Below are 19,694 nucleotides of genomic sequence, written 5' to 3' on the forward strand. Positions count from 1 at the left end.
CCCCCACACCCGAGCTCGCCCGGTCCCGGGCAGGAGGAGGAACCATGACCACGGCACTGGTGGTGCTGGACACCGCGGAGGGCCTGCGCCGCAGCGACCGGGAGCTGCTCGTGCTCGCGGGCGGGCTGGGCGGGACGCACGTCGTCGTCCCGGGGGCCCCGGCGGAGGCCCTGCTCGACGAGCTGGCCGGGCACGCGGTGGGGACGGTCCACGTCCCCGCCGAGGAGCCGGGCGAGGGGCTGACCGTGCCCGCGGTCGCGCTCGCGGAGGCCGCCGCCCGGGACTCCGGGGCGCGGGTCGTGCTGCTCGGCGGCACCCCCGAGGCGAAGGAGGTCGCCGGCCGCCTCGGCGTGCGGCTCGGGGCGGGGGTGATCACGGACGTCGTGGCGCTCGACGCCGACCTCGTGGCCACCAAGTCCGTCCTCGCCGGCGGGTGGACCACCCGGTGCCGGGCGCGCAGCGCGGTGCTCGTCGCCGCGCTGCGGGCGAACTCCGTGGACCTCTCCGGCCACGTCCCGGCCGCCGCCGGCCGGCCGCGGGTCCGCGCGCACGCGGTGGCGGACCCCGCGCCGGCCGCGCGGGTGGTCGGGCGGAGGGCGCTGCCCGCCTCGGACCGCCCGCCCCTGGCCGAGGCGCGGGTGGTCGTGGCGGGCGGGCGCGGCACCGGCGGCGACTTCGGTCCCCTCGAGGAGCTCGCCGACGTCCTGGGCGGGGCCGTCGGGGCCTCCCGCGCCGCCGTGGACGCCGGGTGGATCGGCCACGAGGCGCAGATCGGGCAGACCGGGCGCACCGTGTCCCCGCAGCTCTACGTCTCGTGCGGGATCTCCGGGGCGATCCAGCAGCGCGCGGGCATGCAGACGGCCCGGGTGATCGTCGCGGTCAACAAGGACGAGCAGGCGCCGGTCTTCGAGATCGCGGACCTCGGCATCGTGGGCGATCTGCGGAAGGTGCTGCCGCAGGCGGTGGAGCACCTGCGGAAGCTGCGCTCCTGAGCCGGAGCCTCGGGCCCCGGGTCCTTGGCGATCGACGGTATCGGGGGCATGCTGAAGACCAGTCGTCGGTGGCACCTCGGGAGGATCGGTTCCCATGGCGGGTTCGCATGCCAGGAGCGGGTGGCGGGAGAGCGGGCTGTGGGCCGACGCCCTGGGCCGGGCGTCCATCCGCGCGGCCCAGATGCTGATCGTGCTCGCCGCCGCGGTGGTCGTCGTCTACGCCCTGGTCCAGCTCAAGCTCGTCGTGATCCCCCTGACGATCGCCCTGATCCTGACCGCCACGCTCAACCCGGTCGTCGGGTTCCTGCGGCGCCGGGGCGTGCCGCCCACCCTGGCCACGTGGATCACCTTCCTCGCCACGCTGCTCGCCCTCGGCGGGGTCGTCACCGGCATCGTCTTCTCGGTCCGCGGCGAGTGGGACGAGCTGGTCGTCGCCACGGTGGCGGGCCTGGAGCGGCTCCGGGAGTTCATCATCGCGGGACCGATCCCGCTCGGCCAGCAGGCGCTGGACGACCTCCTCTCCGCTCTCGTGGACTTCGTCTCCGGCGACAGGTTCCGGGCCGGGGCGCTGCTGGGGATCTCCGCGGCGGCCGAGGTCTTCGCGGGCATCCTGCTCGGCGCCGTCATCCTCTTCTTCTTCCTCAAGGACGGCGCGCGGATCTGGTTCTTCCTGCTCCGGCCCTTCCACGGCGACCACCTCGACAAGCTGCTGCTCTCGGGCACCACGACGATGCAGATCCTGGGCAACTACATGCGGGGCACCGCGATCGTCGCCCTCCTGGAGGCGGTCGTCATCGGCGTGACGCTGCTGGTCCTGCGCGTGCCGCTGGCGCTGCCCCTGGCGGTCCTCATCTTCCTGGGCGGCTTCGTGCCGCTCGTGGGCGCCGCGCTGGGCGGCGTGCTCGCGGCGCTGGTGGCCCTCGTCGCCAACGGACCCCTCGCGGCGCTGATCGTCGTGGCGGTCGTGGTGGCCATCAACCAGCTCGACGGCCGCGTGCTGCAGCCGATCGTGATGGGCAGGGCCCTGAACCTCCACGCCCTGGTGATCCTGCTCGCACTGGCCGGCGGCGCCATCATCGCGGGCGTCGTGGGGGCCGTGCTGGCCGTGCCGGTCACGGCCGTGGCCTGGTCCGTCCTCCTCATCTGGACCAGGTCCCCCCAGGCATCCGTCGAGGGGCCGCCGCCCTGACCCCGTGCCGGGACTGCTCAGGCGGGGCCGGGGACGTCCTCGGCGGGCGGGTCGTCGATCCCGTCCACGGCGTCCCGCATCGAGCGCAGGAAGTCCACCACCGTCGCGGCCTGCTCGGGGCTGAGGCCCTCGGCGGCCGCCATCATGCGGCGGTGCATCGCGCCGAGGGTCGCGCGGACCTCGGAGTCGGAGTCCTCGGTCGCCACGATCACCAGCGCGCGGCGGTCGGTTGGATGGGGCTCCCGCCGGACGTGCCCGCTCCTGGCGAGCCGGTCCAGCAGCGTGGTGGTCGAGGCGGAGGAGATGCCCAGTCTCTGCCCCAGCTCCCGGGGGCCCATGGGCCGGCCGGCGCGGGCGGCCTCCAGCAGGTACCGCAGGGCCAGCAGGTCGGTCTCACCCATGCCCATGGAGTCCTTGGTGCGCCGGCGCATCGCCGTCTCGGCGGCGCGGTACTCGCGCAGGGCCTGCAGGACGCGCACCGCGCCGGACCGGCGCTCGTCCTGCCCGTACCAGTACCCGGAGGAGTCCGGGGAGGAGCCCGGGGAGGAGTCAGGGAAGGAGTCAGGAGTTGACGCAGAGTTCACCGGCACCTCCTGGAGGAACGGGTTCGTGGGGTGGTGGGCTGGGAGGAGTTCTCCGCGCTCCGGCGGAGAGCGGATGCGGCTCCCCACCGGCGGGGAGCGGCCGGGCGCCTTCTCGTCGATCGTACAACCAACACAGCTGATAGCTAGACATTCTAGCGATTATGGGGTTGCATGGATCACGCGGCGGAGCCCCGGTTCCACCGCGTGGCCCAGCACCAGGGGCCGGTTCCAGGAAGACGCGAGGAAGGTTCGATGATGAGCAAGGCAGTGTCCGTGCAGCGCCCGCAGTCGACGACCCGGTCGGTGGACTCGGTCCACGTCCCCCTTCTCTCCGCGGGGACCGAGCTCCTCGACGCCGACGGCCTGAACGGGTCCGCGGATCCCCGCTTCTTCCACTCGCGGCTCGTCCAGCAGGTCTTCACCGCCGCGGGCGAGGTGGAGGAGGCCGAGTGGATGCGCGACCAGGTCCTCCAGGACGGCATGTCGCACGACGAGATCGGGGTCGGCCTCGACATCGCGCCCGTGGACGGCGCCCTGGAGTCGGCGCGGTGGGCGCTGGACCGGGCGGTCAGCGCCCTCCACGCCGAGATCCGCCGCGCCGCGCGCCACGGGGTGTCGGCCTGCGCCCTCGCCGACGCCGCCGCGATGGACGTGGTGGACGTCCAGGCCCTCCTCGACGAGGTCGTCGTGGCCCAGCCGGCCCGCGCCGTCCCGGGCGAACTGGCCGCCGCCGGCTGAACCCGCCGCTCCGGCCACCGACGTCGGAAGGAGGCCTGACCATGACCGCGAACCGCGACGACCGCCCCGCCCTGGTGGACCGGGTGCTCAGCGGGCTGCGCCACTACCCCGGCGTCCTGCGCACCGTGAACGACACCGTGGCGCGCCACCACGACCTGGGCCCCACGGACGCGGAGGCCCTGCTGCTCGTGCTGGACGCCGAGGACCGCGGCCGGCCGTGGAACCCGTCCCAGCTCGCCGAGGCCCTCGGCGTGACGACCGCCGGGACCACCACCGTCCTGGACCGGCTGCAGAGCCGCTCGCTCATCGAGCGGCGCCCGGATCCGGCGGACCGCCGCCGGGTCACCCTCCACGTCACGGGCACCGGGCAGCGGGTCGCCGCCGCGATCCTCGCCCCCGCCGGTGACGCGGTCGGCGCCGTCCTGGAGGACCTCGACGACGAGGAGCTGCGCGTGCTGCTGCGGACCCTCGAGGCCCTCGACTCGGCCCTGGCCTCGGCGCTGCGCCCCTCCTGAGCCGCCCGGGCCGGGGCGGCGCCGACGACCGAGCCGGAGGCACTCCCGTGGACCACTTCTTCGCCCTGTTCGAGTCGCTGCCCCGGCAGGGCCCGGGGAGCCGGGCGTGCACCGCGCGCGCCCTGGCGATGTGCGAGGGCCTGCCGTCCGAGCCGCGGATCGTGGACCTCGGCTGCGGATCCGGCGCCCAGACCATGGACCTGGCCGAGCTCACGGGCGGCACCGTCGTGGCGGTGGACAGCCACGCGCCGTTCCTCGACGTCCTGGCCCGCCGCGCGGCCGCCCGCGGGCTCTCCGCCCGGATCCGGCCCCTCGTCGCGGACATGGCGGAGACCGGGCTCCCCGCCGGGTGCGCGGACCTGCTCTGGTCCGAGGGCGCGCTCTACAACCTCGGCCTGGAGCCCGCGCTGACGCTGTGCCGCCGCCTGCTGCGCCCCGGCGGCTGCCTGGCGTTCACGGACGCGGTATGGCTCGGGCGCGACGTGCCGCCGCCGGTCCGCGAGGCCTTCGCTGAGTACCCCACCATGGGATCGGTGCCCGACGTCCTCGCGCTGCTCGCGGCCCGGGGCTTCGAGGTGCTCGGCCACTTCGCGCTGCCGGAGGCCGCCTGGTGGGACGACTTCTACACGCCCATGCGCTCCCGCATCGCCGAGCTGCGTGCTGACGGCTCGACGGCCCCCGACGCGCTGCCCGTGCTCGACGCGTGCGAGGCGGAGATCGACATGTACAGCCGGCACTCCGACTGCTACGGCTACGAGTTCTTCGTGGCGAGGGCCCGGAGGCTCTGACGGACCTCCGGAGGGCGGCCGCCGGGGCGGGCGGCAACGCCCGGATCCTCGTCGCGGACCGTTGTGCAGATTGTTCAACAATCGCTACACTGGCTCGAAAGTGACCGGGGCCACGTCGTGAGTGGCCGGCGCCGTCGTCGGGCGCAGGTCGCTCTTCCACCCGAGGAGGCCCCTCCATGTCCAGCTCCGCACCTCCACCGCCGGCCCCGGAGGGGCGCGGCACCGTCAGCGGCCCGGTGGCCATGCGGGCCGTGAACAGGTCGGCCCTGCTCGGCGCCCTGTTCCTCATGGCCACGAGCGCCATCGGCCCCGGCTTCATCACCCAGACCGCGAACTTCACCGTCCAGCTCGGTGCGGCCTTCGCGTTCGCCATCGTCGTCTCGATCGTGGTCGACATCGCCGTGCAGCTGAACGTGTGGCGGATCGTCGGCGTCTCCGGGCTCAAGGCCCACGAGCTGGGCAACCGCGTGCTGCCCGGTCTCGGCTGGTTCATCGCCGTGCTGGTGGCGGTCGGCGGACTGGTCTTCAACATCGGCAACACCGCTGGCGGCGGCCTGGGCCTCGACGCGCTGCTGGGCCTGGACCCCACGTGGGGCGGCATCATCACCGCGCTCATCGCGGTCGGGGTCTTCGTCAGCAAGCGGGCCGGCGTGGCGCTGGACCGGATCGTGGTGGTGCTCGGCCTGGTCATGATCCTCGTGACCACCTACGTGGCCTTCGTGTCCCGGCCCCCGGTGGGCGAGGCCCTGCGCAGCGTGGTGCTGCCCGAGAACGTGAGCTTCCTAGTCATCACCACGCTCATCGGCGGCACCGTGGGCGGCTACATCACCTACGCCGGCGCCCACCGGATCGTGGACGCGGGCATCACCGGCGTGGAGAACGTCAAGCAGATCTCGCGCAGCTCCGTGATCGGCATCGTGGTCACCGGCGTGATGCGCTTCCTGCTGTTCCTCGCCATCCTCGGCGTGGTCGCCGGCGGGGCCCAGCTCGCGGGCGAGAACCTCGCCGCCCAGGCGTTCCAGAGCGCCGCGGGCGAGGTGGGCCTGCGCCTGTTCGGCCTCATCCTGTGGGCGGCCTCCATCTCCTCCGTGATCGGCGCGGCGTACACCTCGGTCTCCTTCGTCACCACCTCCCGGACGCGGCCGCGGACCCGGAACCTGCTGACCGTGGTGTTCATCCTGGTCTCGGCCACGGTCTTCGTGCTGCTGGGCCAGGCCCCCTCCACCCTGCTCATCGTGGCGGGCGCCGTGAACGGGCTGATCCTGCCGCTGGGCTTCGCGGTCCTGCTGTGGGTGGCCTGGCGCCGCCGGGACCTGCTGGGCGGCTACCGGTACCCGGTGTGGCTCGCCGCCCTCGGCACCGCGGTGTGGCTGCTCACCATCTACCTCGGCGTGCAGTCGCTCAGCGGCATCGCAGCCCTGTGGTCGTGAGCGCCGCGGAGCCCGCGGACCGCCGGGAGCGCGCCGCCCTGGCCCCGGCGGGCGCCCGGGCCCTGTTCCGCGAGGGCCTCGTCACGCCCACCTCAGGCTGGTGCGACGGGTGGGCGCAGGCCAACCTGATCGTCGTCCCGCGGGACTGGGCGTTCGACGTCCTGCTCTTCGCCCAGCGCAACCCCAAGCCGTGCCCCGTGCTGGGCGTGCTCGAGCCGGGCGAGGTCTCCGGGACGCTCCTGCGCGGGGGAGACGTGCGCACCGACGTCCCGCTCTACACCGTCTACGAGCACGGCGAGGCGGCGGGCACCCGCACGGACCTGCTGGACGTGTGGCGCGAGGACCTCGTGACCTTCGCCCTGGGCTGCAGCTTCACCTTCGAGGCGGCCCTGCAGGAGGCCGGGATCCCGGTCGCGCACATCGACCAGGGCGTCAACGTCCCGATGTACCGCACCACGGTCCCGTGCGAGCCGGCGGGCCGGCTGTCGGGGCCGCTCGTGGTGTCCATGCGCCCGGTCCCGGCGTCCCGGGTGGCCGACGCCGTGCGCATCACCTCCCGCTACCCGGCCGTCCACGGCGCGCCCGTGCACGTGGGGGCGCCCGAGGAGCTGGGCATCCGGGACCTCTCGGCCCCCGACTACGGGGACACGGTGGAGATCCCGGCCGGGCACGTCCCGGTGTTCTGGGCCTGCGGAGTGACCCCCCAGGCGGCCGTGCTCGCCTCCGGGGTGCCGTTCGCCCTCGGGCACGCCCCCGGGCACATGCTCGTCACCGACCTGCCCGACTGGCAGTACCAGGTGCCGTGACGGAGCCCTCGGCCCCGGCCCCGGGGGCCGGCGGGGCGCCGGGGCCGGGGCCTCAGCGCCCGGCGCCCAGCGCCGCCAGGAGCTGGTCCCGCGAATCCCGCAGGTACTCCTCCATCGCCGCGGCGGCCTCCTGGCGCCGGCCGGCCTCGAACAGCTCCAGGACCCGGGCGTTGCGCTCGATGTAGGGCTCGTGGAACGACGGGTCCTCCCGCATGCTGAAGAACACCAGCCGCATCTCGGCCAGGATCCGGGCCATCAGCTCGTCCTGCCGGGCGGAGCCCGCCAGCGCCACCACGGCGCGGTGGAACCGCTGGTTCGCGTCCGCCATGCCCGGGACGTCGCCGCGCTCGCGGGCGGCGCGGCCGTCCTCGACGGCGGCGTGCAGCTCCGGCTGCGGGGCGGGCTCGGCCCAGCGCAGCGCGGAGGTCTCCAGGGCCAGCCGGACCCGGTGCACCTCCCGGACCTCGTCCGCCCCGGGCCGCGCCACGAACACCCCGCGGTGGGGGATCCGGGTGAGCAGGTTCTCGTCGGCGAGGGCCGCGAAGGCCGCGCGCAGGGTGTTGCGCGAGATGCCCAGCACCTCGCTCACCCGCGCCTCGGAGAGCTTGGTCCCGGGCAGCAGCCGGCCGGCGGTGATGCCGCGGCGCAGCACCTCGGCGGCCCAGTGCGTGGCCTCGCCCTGCGGGGCCGGGCCGGCGAGCGCGACGGCGGTCCTCAACGCCTGGTTCTCGGCGGCGTGCTTCTCGGCGGCGTGTTTCTCGACGGTGTGCATCTCGGCGGTGTTCATCAATCCACCATCCTGGCACCTGCCGGCGGCGTCCCCCGCCCGCCCGGGCCGGGGCTCAGCCCAGCCGGGCGAGCACCTGGTCGGCGTCCACGCTGTCGCCGGGGGCCGCCAGCAGCTCGCCGACCCGTCCCGCCCGGGGCGCGGGGACGCGGGTCTCCGTCTTCATGGCCTCGAGCACGGCGACGTCCTGGCCCTGCTCCACCGTGTCCCCCGCCGCGACCAGCCACGAGACGAGGGTCCCCGCGAAGGGGGCGGCCACGGCGCCGTCGTCGGCGGGGGCCGCGGGCCAGGGGGCGCCGCCGGCGGCCGGCCCGGCGCTCAGCGCGGCCGCGAGGGCGTCGGGGATCCCGATGCTCACGCGCCTGCCGTCCACGTCCACGGTGAAGCGGGTGCGGCCGGGCTCGTCCGCGCGGGCGTAGTGCTCGTCCGGCACCAGCCGGTCGGCGAACTCCTCCTCGATCCAGGTGGTCCACACGCCGAGCCCGTCGCCGCCGGCGAAGGCGGGGGCCTCCAGCACGGCGCGGTGGAAGGGGATGGTGGTGGCGACCCCGACGACGCGCAGCTCGCGCAGGGCCGTGCGGGCGCGCAGCAGCGCCTGCTCGCGGGTGGGTGCGCTGACGACCAGCTTGAGCAGCAGGGAGTCGAAGGTCGTGGCCACGCGCGTCCCGCTGCGGATCCCCGAGTCCACGCGCACGCCCGGCCCCGTGGGGGCGTCCACCGCCTCGACGGTGCCCCCGGAGGGGAGGAAGCCGCGGCCGGGGTCCTCGGCGTTGATCCGGAACTCGAGGGCGTGCCCGCGCACGGGCGGGGTCCCGGCCACGGGGACGGGGCCGCCGGCGGCGATGGCCAGCTGCGCGCGCACGAGGTCCACGCCGTAGACCTCCTCCGTGACGGGGTGCTCGACCTGCAGGCGGGTGTTGACCTCCAGGAAGGAGATCAGCCCGTCCTGGGCCACGAGGAACTCGGCCGTGCCCACGCCCACGTAGCCGGCCTCCCGGAAGATGCCCTCCGCGGCCTGCGCGATGCGCTCGCGCTGGTCGTCCGTGAGGAACGGCGCGGGGGCCTCCTCGACGAGCTTCTGGTGGCGCCGCTGCAGGGAGCAGTCGCGGGTCCCGAGCACGACCACGCCGCCGTGGGCGTCCGCCACGACCTGCGCCTCGACGTGGCGCGGCCGGTCCAGGAAGCGCTCCACGAAGCACTCGTCCCGGCCGAACGCGCTCTGCGCCTCGCGGGCCGCCGAGAGGAAGGCGTCCTCCACGTGCTCGAGCTCCCGGACCACGCGCATGCCGCGCCCGCCGCCGCCGTGGGCGGCCTTCACGATCACCGGCAGGCCGTGCTCCTCGGCGAAGGCCCGGGCGTCCTCGGGGGATTCGACGGGCCCGTCGCTGCCGGGCACGAGCGGGGCGCCGGCCCGCCGGGCGATCTCCCGGGCGGCGACCTTGTCCCCGAGCAGCGCGATCGTCTCGGGCGAGGGGCCGATCCACGTCAGCCCGGCCTCGACGACGGACCGGGCGAAGCCGGCGTTCTCGGAGAGGAAGCCGTAGCCGGGGTGCACGGCGTCCGCGCCGCACCGGCGGGCGATCGCGAGGATCTCCTCCCCGTCCAGGTAGGTCTCGGCGGGGGAGGTGCCCTCGAGGGCGTAGGCCTCGTCGGCGAGCAGGACGTGCGGGGCGTCGGCGTCGGGGTCGGCGTAGACGGCCACGGACGCGAGCCCGGCCTCCGCGCAGGCGTGGACGACGCGGACGGCGATCTCCCCGCGGTTGGCGATCAGGACTTTGCGCACGGTGCTACTCCTGGGACTTCTCGGTGGCGGGGGTCCCGGAAACGGAGCTCCCGGGGAGGGAGGGGGCGGGATCCGACGGGGCGGGCCCGGGCGGGAGGAGGTCCGGCGCCGGGGTCCGCTCGAAGCGCAGCCGGGAGCCGGGCCGCAGCTGGGCCAGGACCGCCAGGTCCTCCGGGTGCACGACCCCGACCACGGGGTAGCCCCCGGTGGTGGGGGAGTCCTGCAGCAGGACGACGGGCAGGCCCGAGGGCGGGACCTGGACGCAGCCGGGCACGGTCCCCTCGCTGGGCAGCTCGCCGGTGCGCGTGCGCTCCAGCGGCTCGCCGGCCAGCCGGGCGCCCACCCGGTCGGACTCCGCGGTGAGCTCCCACTCCTGGGCGAAGAACGCCTCCACCGCGGCGGGGGCGAACCAGTCGTCGCGGGGGCCGGGGACCACACGGACCGAGGCCACGCCGGGCCACCGCACGGGCGGCTCGGGCGGCTGGACGGCCGTGCCGGGGCCGGGCCCGACCGGCACGGCGTCGCCGGCGGCGAGCGGATCGGGGCCCAGGCCGGCGAGCGTGTCCGCGGAGCGGCTGCCCAGCACCGGCGGCGCCGCGACGCCGCCCCGGACGCCCACGTAGACCCGGGCCCCGTCCTCGACGGCGCCGACGCTCAGCCGCTCGCCGTCGCGCAGGGCGAAGGGGGTGCCGGGCCCGGGCCGCCACGGGCTGGGGCCCTCGACCGCCAGGGGCGCCGTGGCCCCGGTGACCGCCAGGACGTGGTCGCCGTGCGCGGTCAGCTCGAGCCGGCCGAGCAGGTTCTCCAGCACCGCCGCGTCCGGGGTGTTGCCGACGAGCCGGTTGGCCGCGGCGGCCGCGGCGTCGTCGAGCGCGCCCGAGGGGGAGACGCCCAGCGCGGCGGAGCCCGCGCGGCCGCGGTCCTGCACGAGCGTCTGCAGCCCGGGGCGGTCCACGACCAGGTGCGCTCCCCGGACCGGCGCGGGCGCGGCGGCGCGCGGCGCCGGCTCGACGAGCTCGCGCACGGGCCGGTAGCGGACGCGGTCCCCGGGCCGGAGGAGGGCGGGGTCGGCGCGGTCGAGGTCGAACATCCGGGCCGCCGTGCGGCCGATGAGCTGCCAGCCGCCGGGGGAGCGGCGCGGGTAGACCGCGGAGAAGCGGCCGGCCAGCGCCACGGACCCGGTGGGGACGGCGGTGCGGGGCGTGTCCCGGCGGGGGACGTCGAGGCTGCCGGCGGGGTCGCCGACGCAGTAGAAGAAGCCGGGGGCGAAGCCGGCGAACGCCGCGGTCCACTCCTGCTCCGTGTGGGCCCGGACCACGCCGTCCGCCCCGAGGCCGGTGAGCTCGCCCACGGCCGCGAGGTCCTCCCCGTCGTAGACGACGTCGATCGTCACGGTGCGCGCCTCACCGCTCCCTGCGCTCCCGCGCGGGGCCGCGAGGGCGGCGGCGACGATCCGGCGGAGGGCCTCCGTGGTGCTCGCGCGCACGACGACGGTCTCCGCCCCCGCCACGCAGTCCACGAGGCCGGGCAGGCCGGCGCCGGCGAGGCGGGCGTGCAACGCCACGGCGTCGTGCAGGTCGGCGCACTCGACCAGCGCCGCGCGAGGACCGAGGGGCCGGACCCGGCGGTCGCCGGGGCGGGTCCCCGGCACCGCGCTCACAGGAAGCTGCCGACGCGCAGGCCGGCCTCCTCCAGGGCGCCGCGCACGCGCTCCGCGATCGCCAGCGCGCCCGGGGTGTCCCCGTGCACGCAGATGCTCTCCGCGTCCACCTCCACGAGGGAGCCGTCGACGGCCTCGACGACGCCCTCGACGGCCATCCGGACCACGCGCGCGGCGATCGCCTCGGGGTCGTGCAGGACGGCGCCGGGCTCGGAGCGGGGCACGAGGGTGGCCTGCGGGGTGTAGCCGCGGTCGGCGAAGGCCTCCCGGACGGTGCGCAGCCCGGCCGCCCGCCCCTGTCGCTCGATCTCGGAGCCGGGCAGCACGAGCAGGGGCATGCTCTCGTCGACGGCGCGCACGGCGTCGACCACGGCCGCGGCGTGCTCCTCGTGGTGGACGATCGTGTTGTAGAGGGCGCCGTGCGGCTTGACGTAGCCCACCCCGGTGCCGGCGGCCCGGGCGAGCGCCTGCAGGGCGCCGATCTGGTAGACGAGCTGGTCGGTCAGCTCCATGCGGGGCACGGCGATGAAGCGCCGGCCGAAGCCCTTGAGGTCGTCGTAGGAGACCTGGGCGCCCACGGCGACCCCGTGCTCGGCGGCCCCCGCGCACGTGCGCCGGGCGACCGTGGGGTCCCCGGCGTGGAAGCCGCAGGCCACGTTGGCGCTGGTGACCACGCGCAGGACGGCCTCGTCGCCCTCCATGGCCCAGGCGTGGAGCGACTCGCCGCAGTCCGCGTTGAGGTCGATGTCGGAGGGGGTCATGCTGTGCTCCTTGTCACGTCGGTGCTACCAGGATGCCCTCTCCGCCCAGATTGTTCAACAATTTGTGGGGCGAGAGTGCGCCGCCGGCCGGAGCGTTGACCGCTCCGGACCGGGTCGGTAGCGTCCGCCACACCCGCCCGTCCGCTGCGCCCGTCCGCCCGCTCGTGAAGGACGTCCATGACCTGCTCCACCCGATTCGTCCCCTCCGTCCTCTCCGCGCCCGGTGCGCCGGTGCTGCCGTGATCGCCGGGATCGAGACCGGGGGCACCAAGGTCCTCTGCGCCCTCGCCGGGACGGCCGACCCCGGCGCGGTGGTGCAGGCCGTGCGGATCGACACCACGACCCCCGGCGAGACCCTGGGGAAGGTCCGGGCGTTCCTGGCCGAGCACGCCGCCGGCGGGCTCGAGGCGGTGGGGCTGGCCGCCTTCGGGCCCGTGGAGGTGGACCGGCGCTCGCCGCGGTACGGGACGGTCGGCGCCACGCCGAAGCCCGGGTGGCGCGACACCGACCTGCTCGCGGGGCTCGGGCTGCGCGGCACGCCCGCGGCGGTCGTCACGGACGTGACCGGGGCCGCCGTGGGCGAGCACCGGCACGGCGCCGGCCGCGGCGTCCGGGACCTGGCCTACGTGACCGTCGGGACGGGCGTGGGCGCCGGGTTCCTGGTCGACGGCCGGCCCCTGTCGGACCGGGCGCACCCGGAGGCCGGGCACCTCCTGGTCCGGCGGCACCCGGACGACCCGTACCCCGGGGGCTGCCCGTTCCACGGCGACTGCCTGGAGGGCCTCGCGGCCGGCCCGGCCGTCGCGGCGCGCTGGGGCAGGCCCGCCTGGGACCTCGGTGCCGACCGTGCGCAGGCGGTGGAGCTCGGCGCCTGGTACGTCGCCCAGCTGCTGGCCGCCGTGACCCTCACCGTGGCGCCCGAGCGGATCGTCCTGGGCGGGGGCGTGGCCAGGACGCCCGGGCTGCTGGAGGCCGTGCGGCCGCGGCTGGCGCAGCTGGTGGCGGGGGCCCTGGGCGAGCACCCCTGCATGGACCCGGGCAGCGGGTACGTCGTCCCGCCCGCCCTGGGCGACGACTCGGGGGTCCGCGGGGCGCTCGCGCTCGCGCAGGACCTCGTCCGCGGTGCGGGCGCGCCGGCCCGCACCACGGACGCCTGAGCCCCGCCCGCCGGCCGCTCGGGTCAGCGGGGGTGGTGCGACTCCTCGAGCTCGAACACGGGCGTCGGCAGGCCCTCCATCCGCGCCTTGAGCTGCAGGGCCAGGTACTTCGAGTAGTGCCGGCTCTGGTGCAGGTTGCCGCCGTGGATCCAGAGGTTCTCCACGTTGATGGGCTTCCACATGTTCCGCAGCTCGCCCTCCCACGGGCCGGGGTCCCGCGTGGTGTCCGATCCGTAGCCCCAGCACTTGCCCACGCGGTCGGCGACCTCCGGGGAGACGAGGTCCGCGAGCCACTCGTTCATGGACCCGTACCCGGTGGCGTGGACGACCAGGTCCGCCGGCAGCTCGGTGCCGTCGTCGAGGACCACCGCGTCCTCCGTCAGGCGGTCGACCTGGCCGGTGGCCAGGCGGACCCGGCCGTCGATGATCAGCTGGGAGGTGCCGACATCTATGTAGTACCCGGAGCCCCGGCGCAGGTACTTGAGGAACAGCCCCGAGCCGTCCTCGCCGAAGTCGAGGTCGAAGCCGGCGGCCGCGAGCGCGTCGTAGAACTCCCGGTCCCGGCGGGCCATCTCCTCGAACGCGGGCCGCTGGACGTCCGGCAGGACGCGGTACGGCCACGAGGCGAACAGCATGTCCGCCTGCTCGGTGCTGATGCCGGCCGCCAGGGCCTCCTCGGAGTAGAGCGGTTTCAGGACCAGGTCCATGAGGGACTCGCTGCGGGAGATGTGCGTGGAGGAGCGCTGCACCATGGTCACCTCCGCCCCGTGCTCCCACAGGTCCGCGCAGATGTCGTGGGCGGAGTTGTTGGAGCCGATCACCACGGCCCGCTTGCCCGCCCAGTCGTCGCCGCCCGCGTGGGCGGAGGAGTGGTGCTGCGCGCCCCGGAACACGTCGGCGCCGGGGAACGCCGGGATCCGGGGGTAGCCGGAGACGCCGAGCGCGAAGACCAGCTGGGTGGGCCGGAGGGTGAGCTCCTCGCCGTCGCGGTCCACGACCACGGTCCACGTCCCGGACTCCTCGTCCCACTCGGCCGAGCGGCACTCCGTCTTCGCCCAGTAGTTCAGCTCCATGATGTCGGCGTAGTGCATGAGCCAGTCGGCGACCTTGTCCTTGGCGGGGAAGACCGGCCAGTCGTCCGGGAAGGGGAGGTACGGCATGTGGTCGTACCAGACGGGGTCGTGCAGGTGCAGGGACTTGTACCGGTTGCGCCACGCGTCCCCGGCCTTCTCGTGCCGGTCGACCACGACGGTGGGGATGCCCAGGCGCCCCAGCCGCGCGGCGAGGCCGATGCCGCCCTGCCCGCCCCCGACGACCAGGCAGTAGGGCTGCTCCGTGCGGCCGAGGGCCTCCTCCCGCTCCCGGCGCCGCTCCAGCCACGTCCGGCGCTCGCGGGTGATCTCGTGGACCACCCCGCGGTCGCGCCGGGGTCCCTTCTTCTCCTCGAAGCCCGTCAGGTCCTGCAGCGTGGTCAGCAGGGTCCACGCCCTGCCCTCGCGCAGCCGCAGGTAGCCCCATCCGGTCCCGGCGGAGGTGCGGAAGCGCACCCAGCACTCCGTGACCCCGTCGGCCGTGGTGGGCTCGCCCTCCACCTCCCACGCGGAGGGCCGGACGTTCGGCAGGGTCTCGGCGAGCATCTGCCGGATCCGGTCGCGGCCCTCCAGCGTCTTCAGGTTCCAGGTGAACGCCAGGAAGTCGCGCCAGAAGCCTCCCTCCTCGAACAGGTCCGCCGCCGCGTCCGCGTCGCCGGCGGCGAGCGCCCGGTCCAGGGCGCCGAGCCAGGCGCGGGCGGTCTCCGCCCCGGTCTCGATGGCGGTGTCGGTCTCGGTCATGGTTCCTCCTCGGTTTACGCCGGACGCCCGGTGCCATAGGGTCCGATGTGATGCGTGTCACCACTGTGGCGCGGCGGGGGTTTCACCGGCGTTGCATCGGGGTGGGGCGCAGAGCACGGAGGAGCGCGCTGTGGACAGCAGGGGATCGACCGGGACGCCGGAGCGGGTGCGCTCCGCCTGGGAGCGGTGCGCCGCCCGGGGCCTGTCCCGGGACCTGGACGGCCCGCGCGAGGTGCTCCCGGAGCAGGACGTGCGGCAGCTGCGCGAGCTCTCGCCCCTGGCCGCGCACGTCGACGTCGTCGCCGACGTCCTCGGGGTCTCCCCGGACTCGGCCGAGCCCCGGCTCGCCGTCCTCGCCGGGCCCGACGGCACCGTGCTGTGGCGGCGCGGTGGACGCTCGCCGCTGCGGCGCGCCGACGGGCTCGGTTTCGTGGAGGGGGCCGGGTGGGACGAGCACGGCGTGGGCACCAACGCGATCGCCCAGGCGCTGCGCCACGGGACCGCGGAGGAGCTGCGCGGGGCGGAGCACTTCGCGCTGTCCCACGGCGAGTGGGACTGCACCTCCGCGCCGGTGCTCCGGCCGGGGAGCGGGGAGGTGCTCGGCGTCATCGACCTGTCCGGGCCGCGCGGCACCGCCACCCACGACACCAGGGCGCTGGTGCGCTCGGCCGCCCGCGTGGTCGAGACGCTGCTCGCGGCCCAGACGGCTCGGCCGTCCGAGCGGTCCGGCACGTCCGGCGCGGCGGGCGTCCCGTTCCTGGAGCTGCGCCTGCTCGCGGACCCGGCCGCCGCGCGCGTGGCGGGCGGCGACTGGTTCGCCCTGCCGACCCGCACCGCGGAGATCCTGGCCCTGCTCAGCCTCCGGGAGCGCGGGTGGAGCGCCGAGGAGATGGCCTACGCGCTCTACGGCGACCACGGCACGCCGGGCACGGTCCGCACCGAGGTCCACCGGGCCCGCCGCCGGCTCGGCGGGGTGATCGCCGCCGGGCCCTACCGGTTCGCGGACCCCGCCCGGGTGACCAGCGACGTCGCACGGCTGCGCGGCGCCCTGGAGCGCGGCGAGCTGGACCGGGCGCTGTGCATCTACCGCCAGCCGCTCCTGCGGTCCTCCGACCTGCTCGCCATCGAGGAGTGGCGCGGCGAGCTGGACCGGGTGACCCGGGAGGCGGTGCGCCGCAGCGGTGACCCGCGGATGGAGGTCCGGTGGGCCCACACCGAGATGGGGCAGACCGGCCCCGGGGCCTGACCGGCTGCTCCCGACCGGCTGCTCCCGGACGGCTACTCCCGGATGAGCCGCGCCCGGCCCGCCTGCCAGCCGAACGCCGCGGCGAGCGCGCCGACCACCGCGAACATGACGCCCGCCGCCGCGAAGCCGCCGGTCCAGTGCAGGAGCTGGCCCACCAGGAACGTGCCGGAGGAGCCCAGGCCGTAGCCGACGCCCTGCATCATGCCCGAGAGCCGCACCGCCATGGAGGCGCTGCGCGTGCGCAGGGCGATCATCGTCAGGGCCACCGCGGTCAGGCTGCCCTGGCCGAGCCCGAGTAGGCCGGTCCAGACCCAGATCAGCTGGAGGGGCCCGAAGATGGACAGCACGAAGCCCCCGCCGGCCATCAGGGCGACCGCGGCGTTGAGCACCCGCTGGTCCCGCAGCCGCACCGCCAGTACGGGGGCGAAGAGCGAGCCGGTCATCTGCAGGAGGATGGACACGGCCACGATCAGCCCGGCGGTGCCGCCGTCGATCCCGCGGTCCCGGAGGATTGGGGCGAGCCAGGCGAAGACGCTGAAGGACATCATCGCCTGGAAGACCATGAACAGCGTGACCTGCCAGGCCACGGGCGAGCGCCAGGGGCTGTGCTCCCCGTCCGCCGCCGCGGAGCCCGCGGCCGCGTGGTGGCGCAGCGCGACCGGGACCAGCAGGACCACCACGGCCGCGGCGGGCACCGCCCACACCGCCAGCGACGCCCGCCAGGACCCCGTAGCCTGGAAGGCCGGGTAGGTCAGGCCCGCGCCCAGCGCGGCGGAGGCGCAGATCGCGGTGGTGTAGAGCCCGCTCATCAGGCCGAGGCGGTGCTGGAAGTCCCGCTTCACGATGGACGGCAGCAGCACGTTGCCCAGGGCGATGGCCGCGCCGCACGCCACCGTCCCGGCCAGCAGCAGCGGCACGGCGCCCGCCCCCGGCAGGGGCAGGCCGCGGGCCACCAGGCCCAGGCTCAGCAGCACCATGGCGCCCAGGAGCACGTTCTCGGCCCCGAACCGGCGGGCCAGCCGCGGGGCGAACGGCGCGAACACCCCCAGCAGCGTCACGGGGGAGGTGGTGAGGGCGGTGACGGCCCATCCCGGCAGGCCCGCGGCGGCGGTGATCTCCGGCAGGATCGCGGAGAAGCTGGAGAAGACCGTGCGCAGGTTCAGCCCGACCAGGACCACGCAGACGCCCAGGTAGACGAGCGCCCGGCGGGAGGGCGGGGCGGCGGGCTGGTCGGGCGGCGGCGTGGGCACGGGGGAACTCCTCGGGAAGCGGGCGGGGCCGGCTCCGCGAGGGCGGGCCGGGCGTGACCCAGGTTACTGCGGAAGAGGTCTGACCTCACCCTCGCCTCTAGTCATACAAGTTATTGACTTGTACTATCAGTGGTGTCCGCCCGCCCCTCCCGACCCGAGGATCCCCGCCATGCCGTACACCCCGGACGCCGTCCGCCACGTCAAGCTCTCCACGGCCTGCCTGCCGCTGAGCACCCCCATCTCCGACGCCAAGGTCTTCACCGGCCGCCAGAAGCCGATGACCGAGGTCGTCTTCCTCTTCGCCGAGATCAGCACCGAGCAGGGCTGGTCCGGCGTGGGGTTCAGCTACTCCAAGCGCGCCGGCGGCCCCGCCCAGTACGCCCACGCGAAGGAGGTGGCCCAGGGCCTGATCGGAGAGGACCCCAACGACATCGCCAAGGTGTACGACAAGCTGCTCTGGGCCGGTGCCTCCGTGGGCCGCTCCGGGGTGGCCACGCAGGCGCTCGCCGCGATCGACGTCGCCCTCTGGGACCTCAAGGCCAAGCGGGCCGGGCTGCCGCTGGCCAAGCTCCTCGGCGCCCACCGCGACTCGGTGCGCACCTACAACACCTCCGGCGGCTTCCTCAACGCCTCCCTCGACGAGGTCAGGGACCGCGCCACCCGCTCCCTCGAGGAGGGCATCGGCGGGATCAAGATCAAGGTCGGCCTGCCCGACTCGGGCGAGGACCTGCGGCGGGTGGCCGGCGTGCGCGAGCACATCGGCGCGGACGTCCCCCTCATGGTCGACGCCAACCAGCAGTGGGACCGGGCCACGGCCCTGCGCATGGGCCGCCGGCTGGAGGAGTTCGACCTCGTCTGGATCGAGGAGCCCCTGGACGCCTACGACGCCGAGGGCCACGCCCAGCTCGCCGCCGCGCTGGACACCCCCATCGCCACGGGCGAGATGCTGGCCTCCGTCGCCGAGCACGTCCGCCTGATCGAGAGCCGGGCCTGCGACATCATCCAGCCCGACGCCCCGCGCGTGGGGGGCATCACCCAGTTCCTGCGCCTGGCCGCCCTCGCGGACCAGCGCGGCCTGGGCCTGGCGCCCCACTTCGCGATGGAGATCCACCTCCACCTCGCTGCCGCCTACCCCCGCGAGCCGTGGGTCGAGCACTTCGACTGGCTCGACCCGCTGTTCGAGGAGCGCCTCGAGACCCGGGGCGGGCGCATGCTGGTGCCGGACCGTCCCGGGCTGGGCGTGACGCTCAGCGGGCAGGCGCGGGCCTGGACCACGGACTCCGTGGAGTTCGGCACGGCCTGAGCGCGGACGGCGCACGAGCGGGGCCCCGGGGGCGGTCCGTCCCCGGGGCCCCGCTCGTGCGCCGTCCCGGGACTCAGCCGAGCAGGACGCCGATGAGGGCGATCGCGGGGAAGGACAGGAGCGAGCTCAGGAAGACGACGTCCCGCACCACGGCGGTGGGCATGCGGAACTGCGACGAGAACAGGAAGACGTTCTGCGCCGTGGGCAGGGCGGCCATGACGACGACGCCGAGCAGCTCCGTGCCGCCCAGGCCGAAGCCGAAGCGCCCCAGGGCCCAGGCCGCGGCGGGCATCACGGTCAGCTTGACCAGGGTGGCCCCGACCACGTCCGGCACGAGCGCGCGCTGCCGGAACGGCCGCTGGCCGTGGAGGCTCATGCCGAACACCAGCAGCAGCATCGGCACGGAGGACTCCCCGAGCATCTCGAGAGGGATCCAGAGGACCTCGGGGAGCTCCAGGCCGGTCGCGGACAGCAGCACGCCGAAGGCCGTGCCGATCGTGACGGGGTTCGCCACCGAGCGGGCCACGGCACGCCACAGCGACCCGCTCCCGGCCGAGCGGGTGAGGAACGAGAAGAGGGCCAGGTAGAGCGGGGCGAGCACGAGCAGCTGCGCCAGCAGCACGGAGACCACCGGCGCGGCGCTGCCCACCGCGTAGAGCGCGATGGGCAGCCCGATGTTGCCGGCGTTCACGTAGGAGGCGGCCATGGCCGCGGCCGCCGTCCGGGCGCCGCGGCGGCGCAGGACCAGGCCGCTGTAGAGCGCGCAGACCGCCCCGGCCACCGCCGCGGTGGCCAGGGCGACCGGCGTGTAGACGCCCAGCACGGCGTCGAGGTCGGTGCCCGCGACGAGCACCAGCATCAGGGCCGGGTTGG

Annotated in this window: 18 protein-coding genes; 10 read left to right on the forward strand and 8 right to left on the reverse strand. The window is 75.5% G+C overall.

From position 1 onward, the window contains the following. The first annotated feature begins 44 nt into the window (after positions 1-44). On the forward strand, positions 45-992 hold the full coding sequence (locus IEW07_RS10975) for an electron transfer flavoprotein subunit alpha/FixB family protein (protein WP_188537124.1): 948 nt from the start codon (positions 45-47) through the stop codon (positions 990-992). Positions 993-1,086: 94 nt separating this feature from the next. Next, on the forward strand, positions 1,087-2,181 hold the full coding sequence (locus tag IEW07_RS10980; protein ID WP_229741774.1) for an AI-2E family transporter: 1,095 nt from the start codon (positions 1,087-1,089) through the stop codon (positions 2,179-2,181). A 17-nt stretch (positions 2,182-2,198) separates the two neighbouring features. On the opposite strand, the gene IEW07_RS10985 is transcribed toward IEW07_RS10980, so the two are convergent. Then, complete coding sequence (locus IEW07_RS10985; protein WP_188537126.1) at positions 2,199-2,765, reverse strand: MarR family winged helix-turn-helix transcriptional regulator; 567 nt, start codon at positions 2,763-2,765, stop codon at positions 2,199-2,201. A 252-nt stretch (positions 2,766-3,017) separates the two neighbouring features. Here IEW07_RS10985 and IEW07_RS10990 point away from each other — a divergent pair, with 252 nt between their 5' ends. From IEW07_RS10990 to IEW07_RS11010, 5 genes are all read left to right on the forward strand, one after another. Further along, positions 3,018-3,503: a hypothetical protein gene (locus tag IEW07_RS10990; protein ID WP_188537128.1), complete on the forward strand. Its 486-nt coding sequence runs from the start codon at positions 3,018-3,020 to the stop codon at positions 3,501-3,503. A 41-nt stretch (positions 3,504-3,544) separates the two neighbouring features. Next, positions 3,545-4,018: a MarR family transcriptional regulator gene (locus tag IEW07_RS10995; RefSeq protein WP_188537130.1), complete on the forward strand. Its 474-nt coding sequence runs from the start codon at positions 3,545-3,547 to the stop codon at positions 4,016-4,018. A gap of 47 nt (positions 4,019-4,065) precedes the next feature. After that, positions 4,066-4,806, forward strand: a complete 741-nt coding sequence (locus IEW07_RS11000; RefSeq protein ID WP_229741775.1) for an SAM-dependent methyltransferase — start codon at positions 4,066-4,068, stop codon at positions 4,804-4,806. A 176-nt stretch (positions 4,807-4,982) separates the two neighbouring features. After that, positions 4,983-6,236, forward strand: a complete 1,254-nt coding sequence (locus IEW07_RS11005; protein WP_188537132.1) for an NRAMP family divalent metal transporter — start codon at positions 4,983-4,985, stop codon at positions 6,234-6,236. Further along, positions 6,233-7,042 (forward strand): putative hydro-lyase, encoded by an 810-nt coding sequence (locus IEW07_RS11010; RefSeq protein ID WP_229741776.1) that lies wholly within the window; start codon positions 6,233-6,235, stop codon positions 7,040-7,042. Before IEW07_RS11005 ends, IEW07_RS11010 begins: the two co-directional genes overlap by 4 nt. Positions 7,043-7,094: 52 nt before the next feature. Here the strand turns inward: IEW07_RS11010 and IEW07_RS11015 are convergent, their stop codons facing one another. The 4 genes from IEW07_RS11015 to IEW07_RS11030 are packed head-to-tail and all read right to left on the reverse strand — an operon-like array spanning position 7,095 to position 12,033. Further along, complete coding sequence (locus IEW07_RS11015) at positions 7,095-7,829, reverse strand: GntR family transcriptional regulator (protein ID WP_229741777.1); 735 nt, start codon at positions 7,827-7,829, stop codon at positions 7,095-7,097. A gap of 55 nt (positions 7,830-7,884) precedes the next feature. Next, a complete protein-coding gene (locus IEW07_RS11020; protein ID WP_188537134.1) occupies positions 7,885-9,612 on the reverse strand; it encodes an acetyl/propionyl/methylcrotonyl-CoA carboxylase subunit alpha in 1,728 nt (575 codons plus the stop codon). A gap of 4 nt (positions 9,613-9,616) precedes the next feature. Beyond that, positions 9,617-11,272, reverse strand: coding sequence for a 5-oxoprolinase subunit B/C family protein (locus IEW07_RS11025; protein ID WP_229741778.1), 1,656 nt, complete (start codon positions 11,270-11,272; stop codon positions 9,617-9,619). Beyond that, entirely contained in the window at positions 11,269-12,033 is a 765-nt protein-coding gene (locus IEW07_RS11030; RefSeq protein ID WP_188537136.1) for a LamB/YcsF family protein, read from the reverse strand. Before IEW07_RS11030 ends, IEW07_RS11025 begins: the two co-directional genes overlap by 4 nt. Positions 12,034-12,272: 239 nt before the next feature. Between IEW07_RS11030 and IEW07_RS11035 the strand changes: the two genes are divergently transcribed. Continuing rightward, entirely contained in the window at positions 12,273-13,190 is a 918-nt protein-coding gene (locus IEW07_RS11035; protein ID WP_229741779.1) for an ROK family protein, read from the forward strand. 23 nt (positions 13,191-13,213) lie between these two features. On the opposite strand, the gene IEW07_RS11040 is transcribed toward IEW07_RS11035, so the two are convergent. Next, complete coding sequence (locus tag IEW07_RS11040; protein ID WP_188537139.1) at positions 13,214-15,022, reverse strand: flavin-containing monooxygenase; 1,809 nt, start codon at positions 15,020-15,022, stop codon at positions 13,214-13,216. A gap of 130 nt (positions 15,023-15,152) precedes the next feature. Here IEW07_RS11040 and IEW07_RS11045 point away from each other — a divergent pair, with 130 nt between their 5' ends. Next, positions 15,153-16,268, forward strand: coding sequence for a GAF domain-containing protein (locus tag IEW07_RS11045; RefSeq protein ID WP_188537141.1), 1,116 nt, complete (start codon positions 15,153-15,155; stop codon positions 16,266-16,268). Between the two features lie 32 nt (positions 16,269-16,300). Here the strand turns inward: IEW07_RS11045 and IEW07_RS11050 are convergent, their stop codons facing one another. Continuing rightward, positions 16,301-17,518, reverse strand: a complete 1,218-nt coding sequence (locus IEW07_RS11050; protein ID WP_188537143.1) for an MFS transporter — start codon at positions 17,516-17,518, stop codon at positions 16,301-16,303. Between the two features lie 169 nt (positions 17,519-17,687). Here IEW07_RS11050 and IEW07_RS11055 point away from each other — a divergent pair, with 169 nt between their 5' ends. Further along, complete coding sequence (locus IEW07_RS11055) at positions 17,688-18,821, forward strand: L-talarate/galactarate dehydratase (RefSeq protein WP_188537145.1); 1,134 nt, start codon at positions 17,688-17,690, stop codon at positions 18,819-18,821. Between the two features lie 73 nt (positions 18,822-18,894). Here the strand turns inward: IEW07_RS11055 and IEW07_RS11060 are convergent. Continuing rightward, positions 18,895-19,694: AEC family transporter (locus IEW07_RS11060; RefSeq protein WP_188537147.1), on the reverse strand; the 800-nt coding region annotated here is incomplete at its 5' end.

The organism is Kocuria dechangensis, from assembly GCF_014636775.1.
GTDB lineage: Bacteria > Actinomycetota > Actinomycetes > Actinomycetales > Micrococcaceae > Kocuria > Kocuria dechangensis.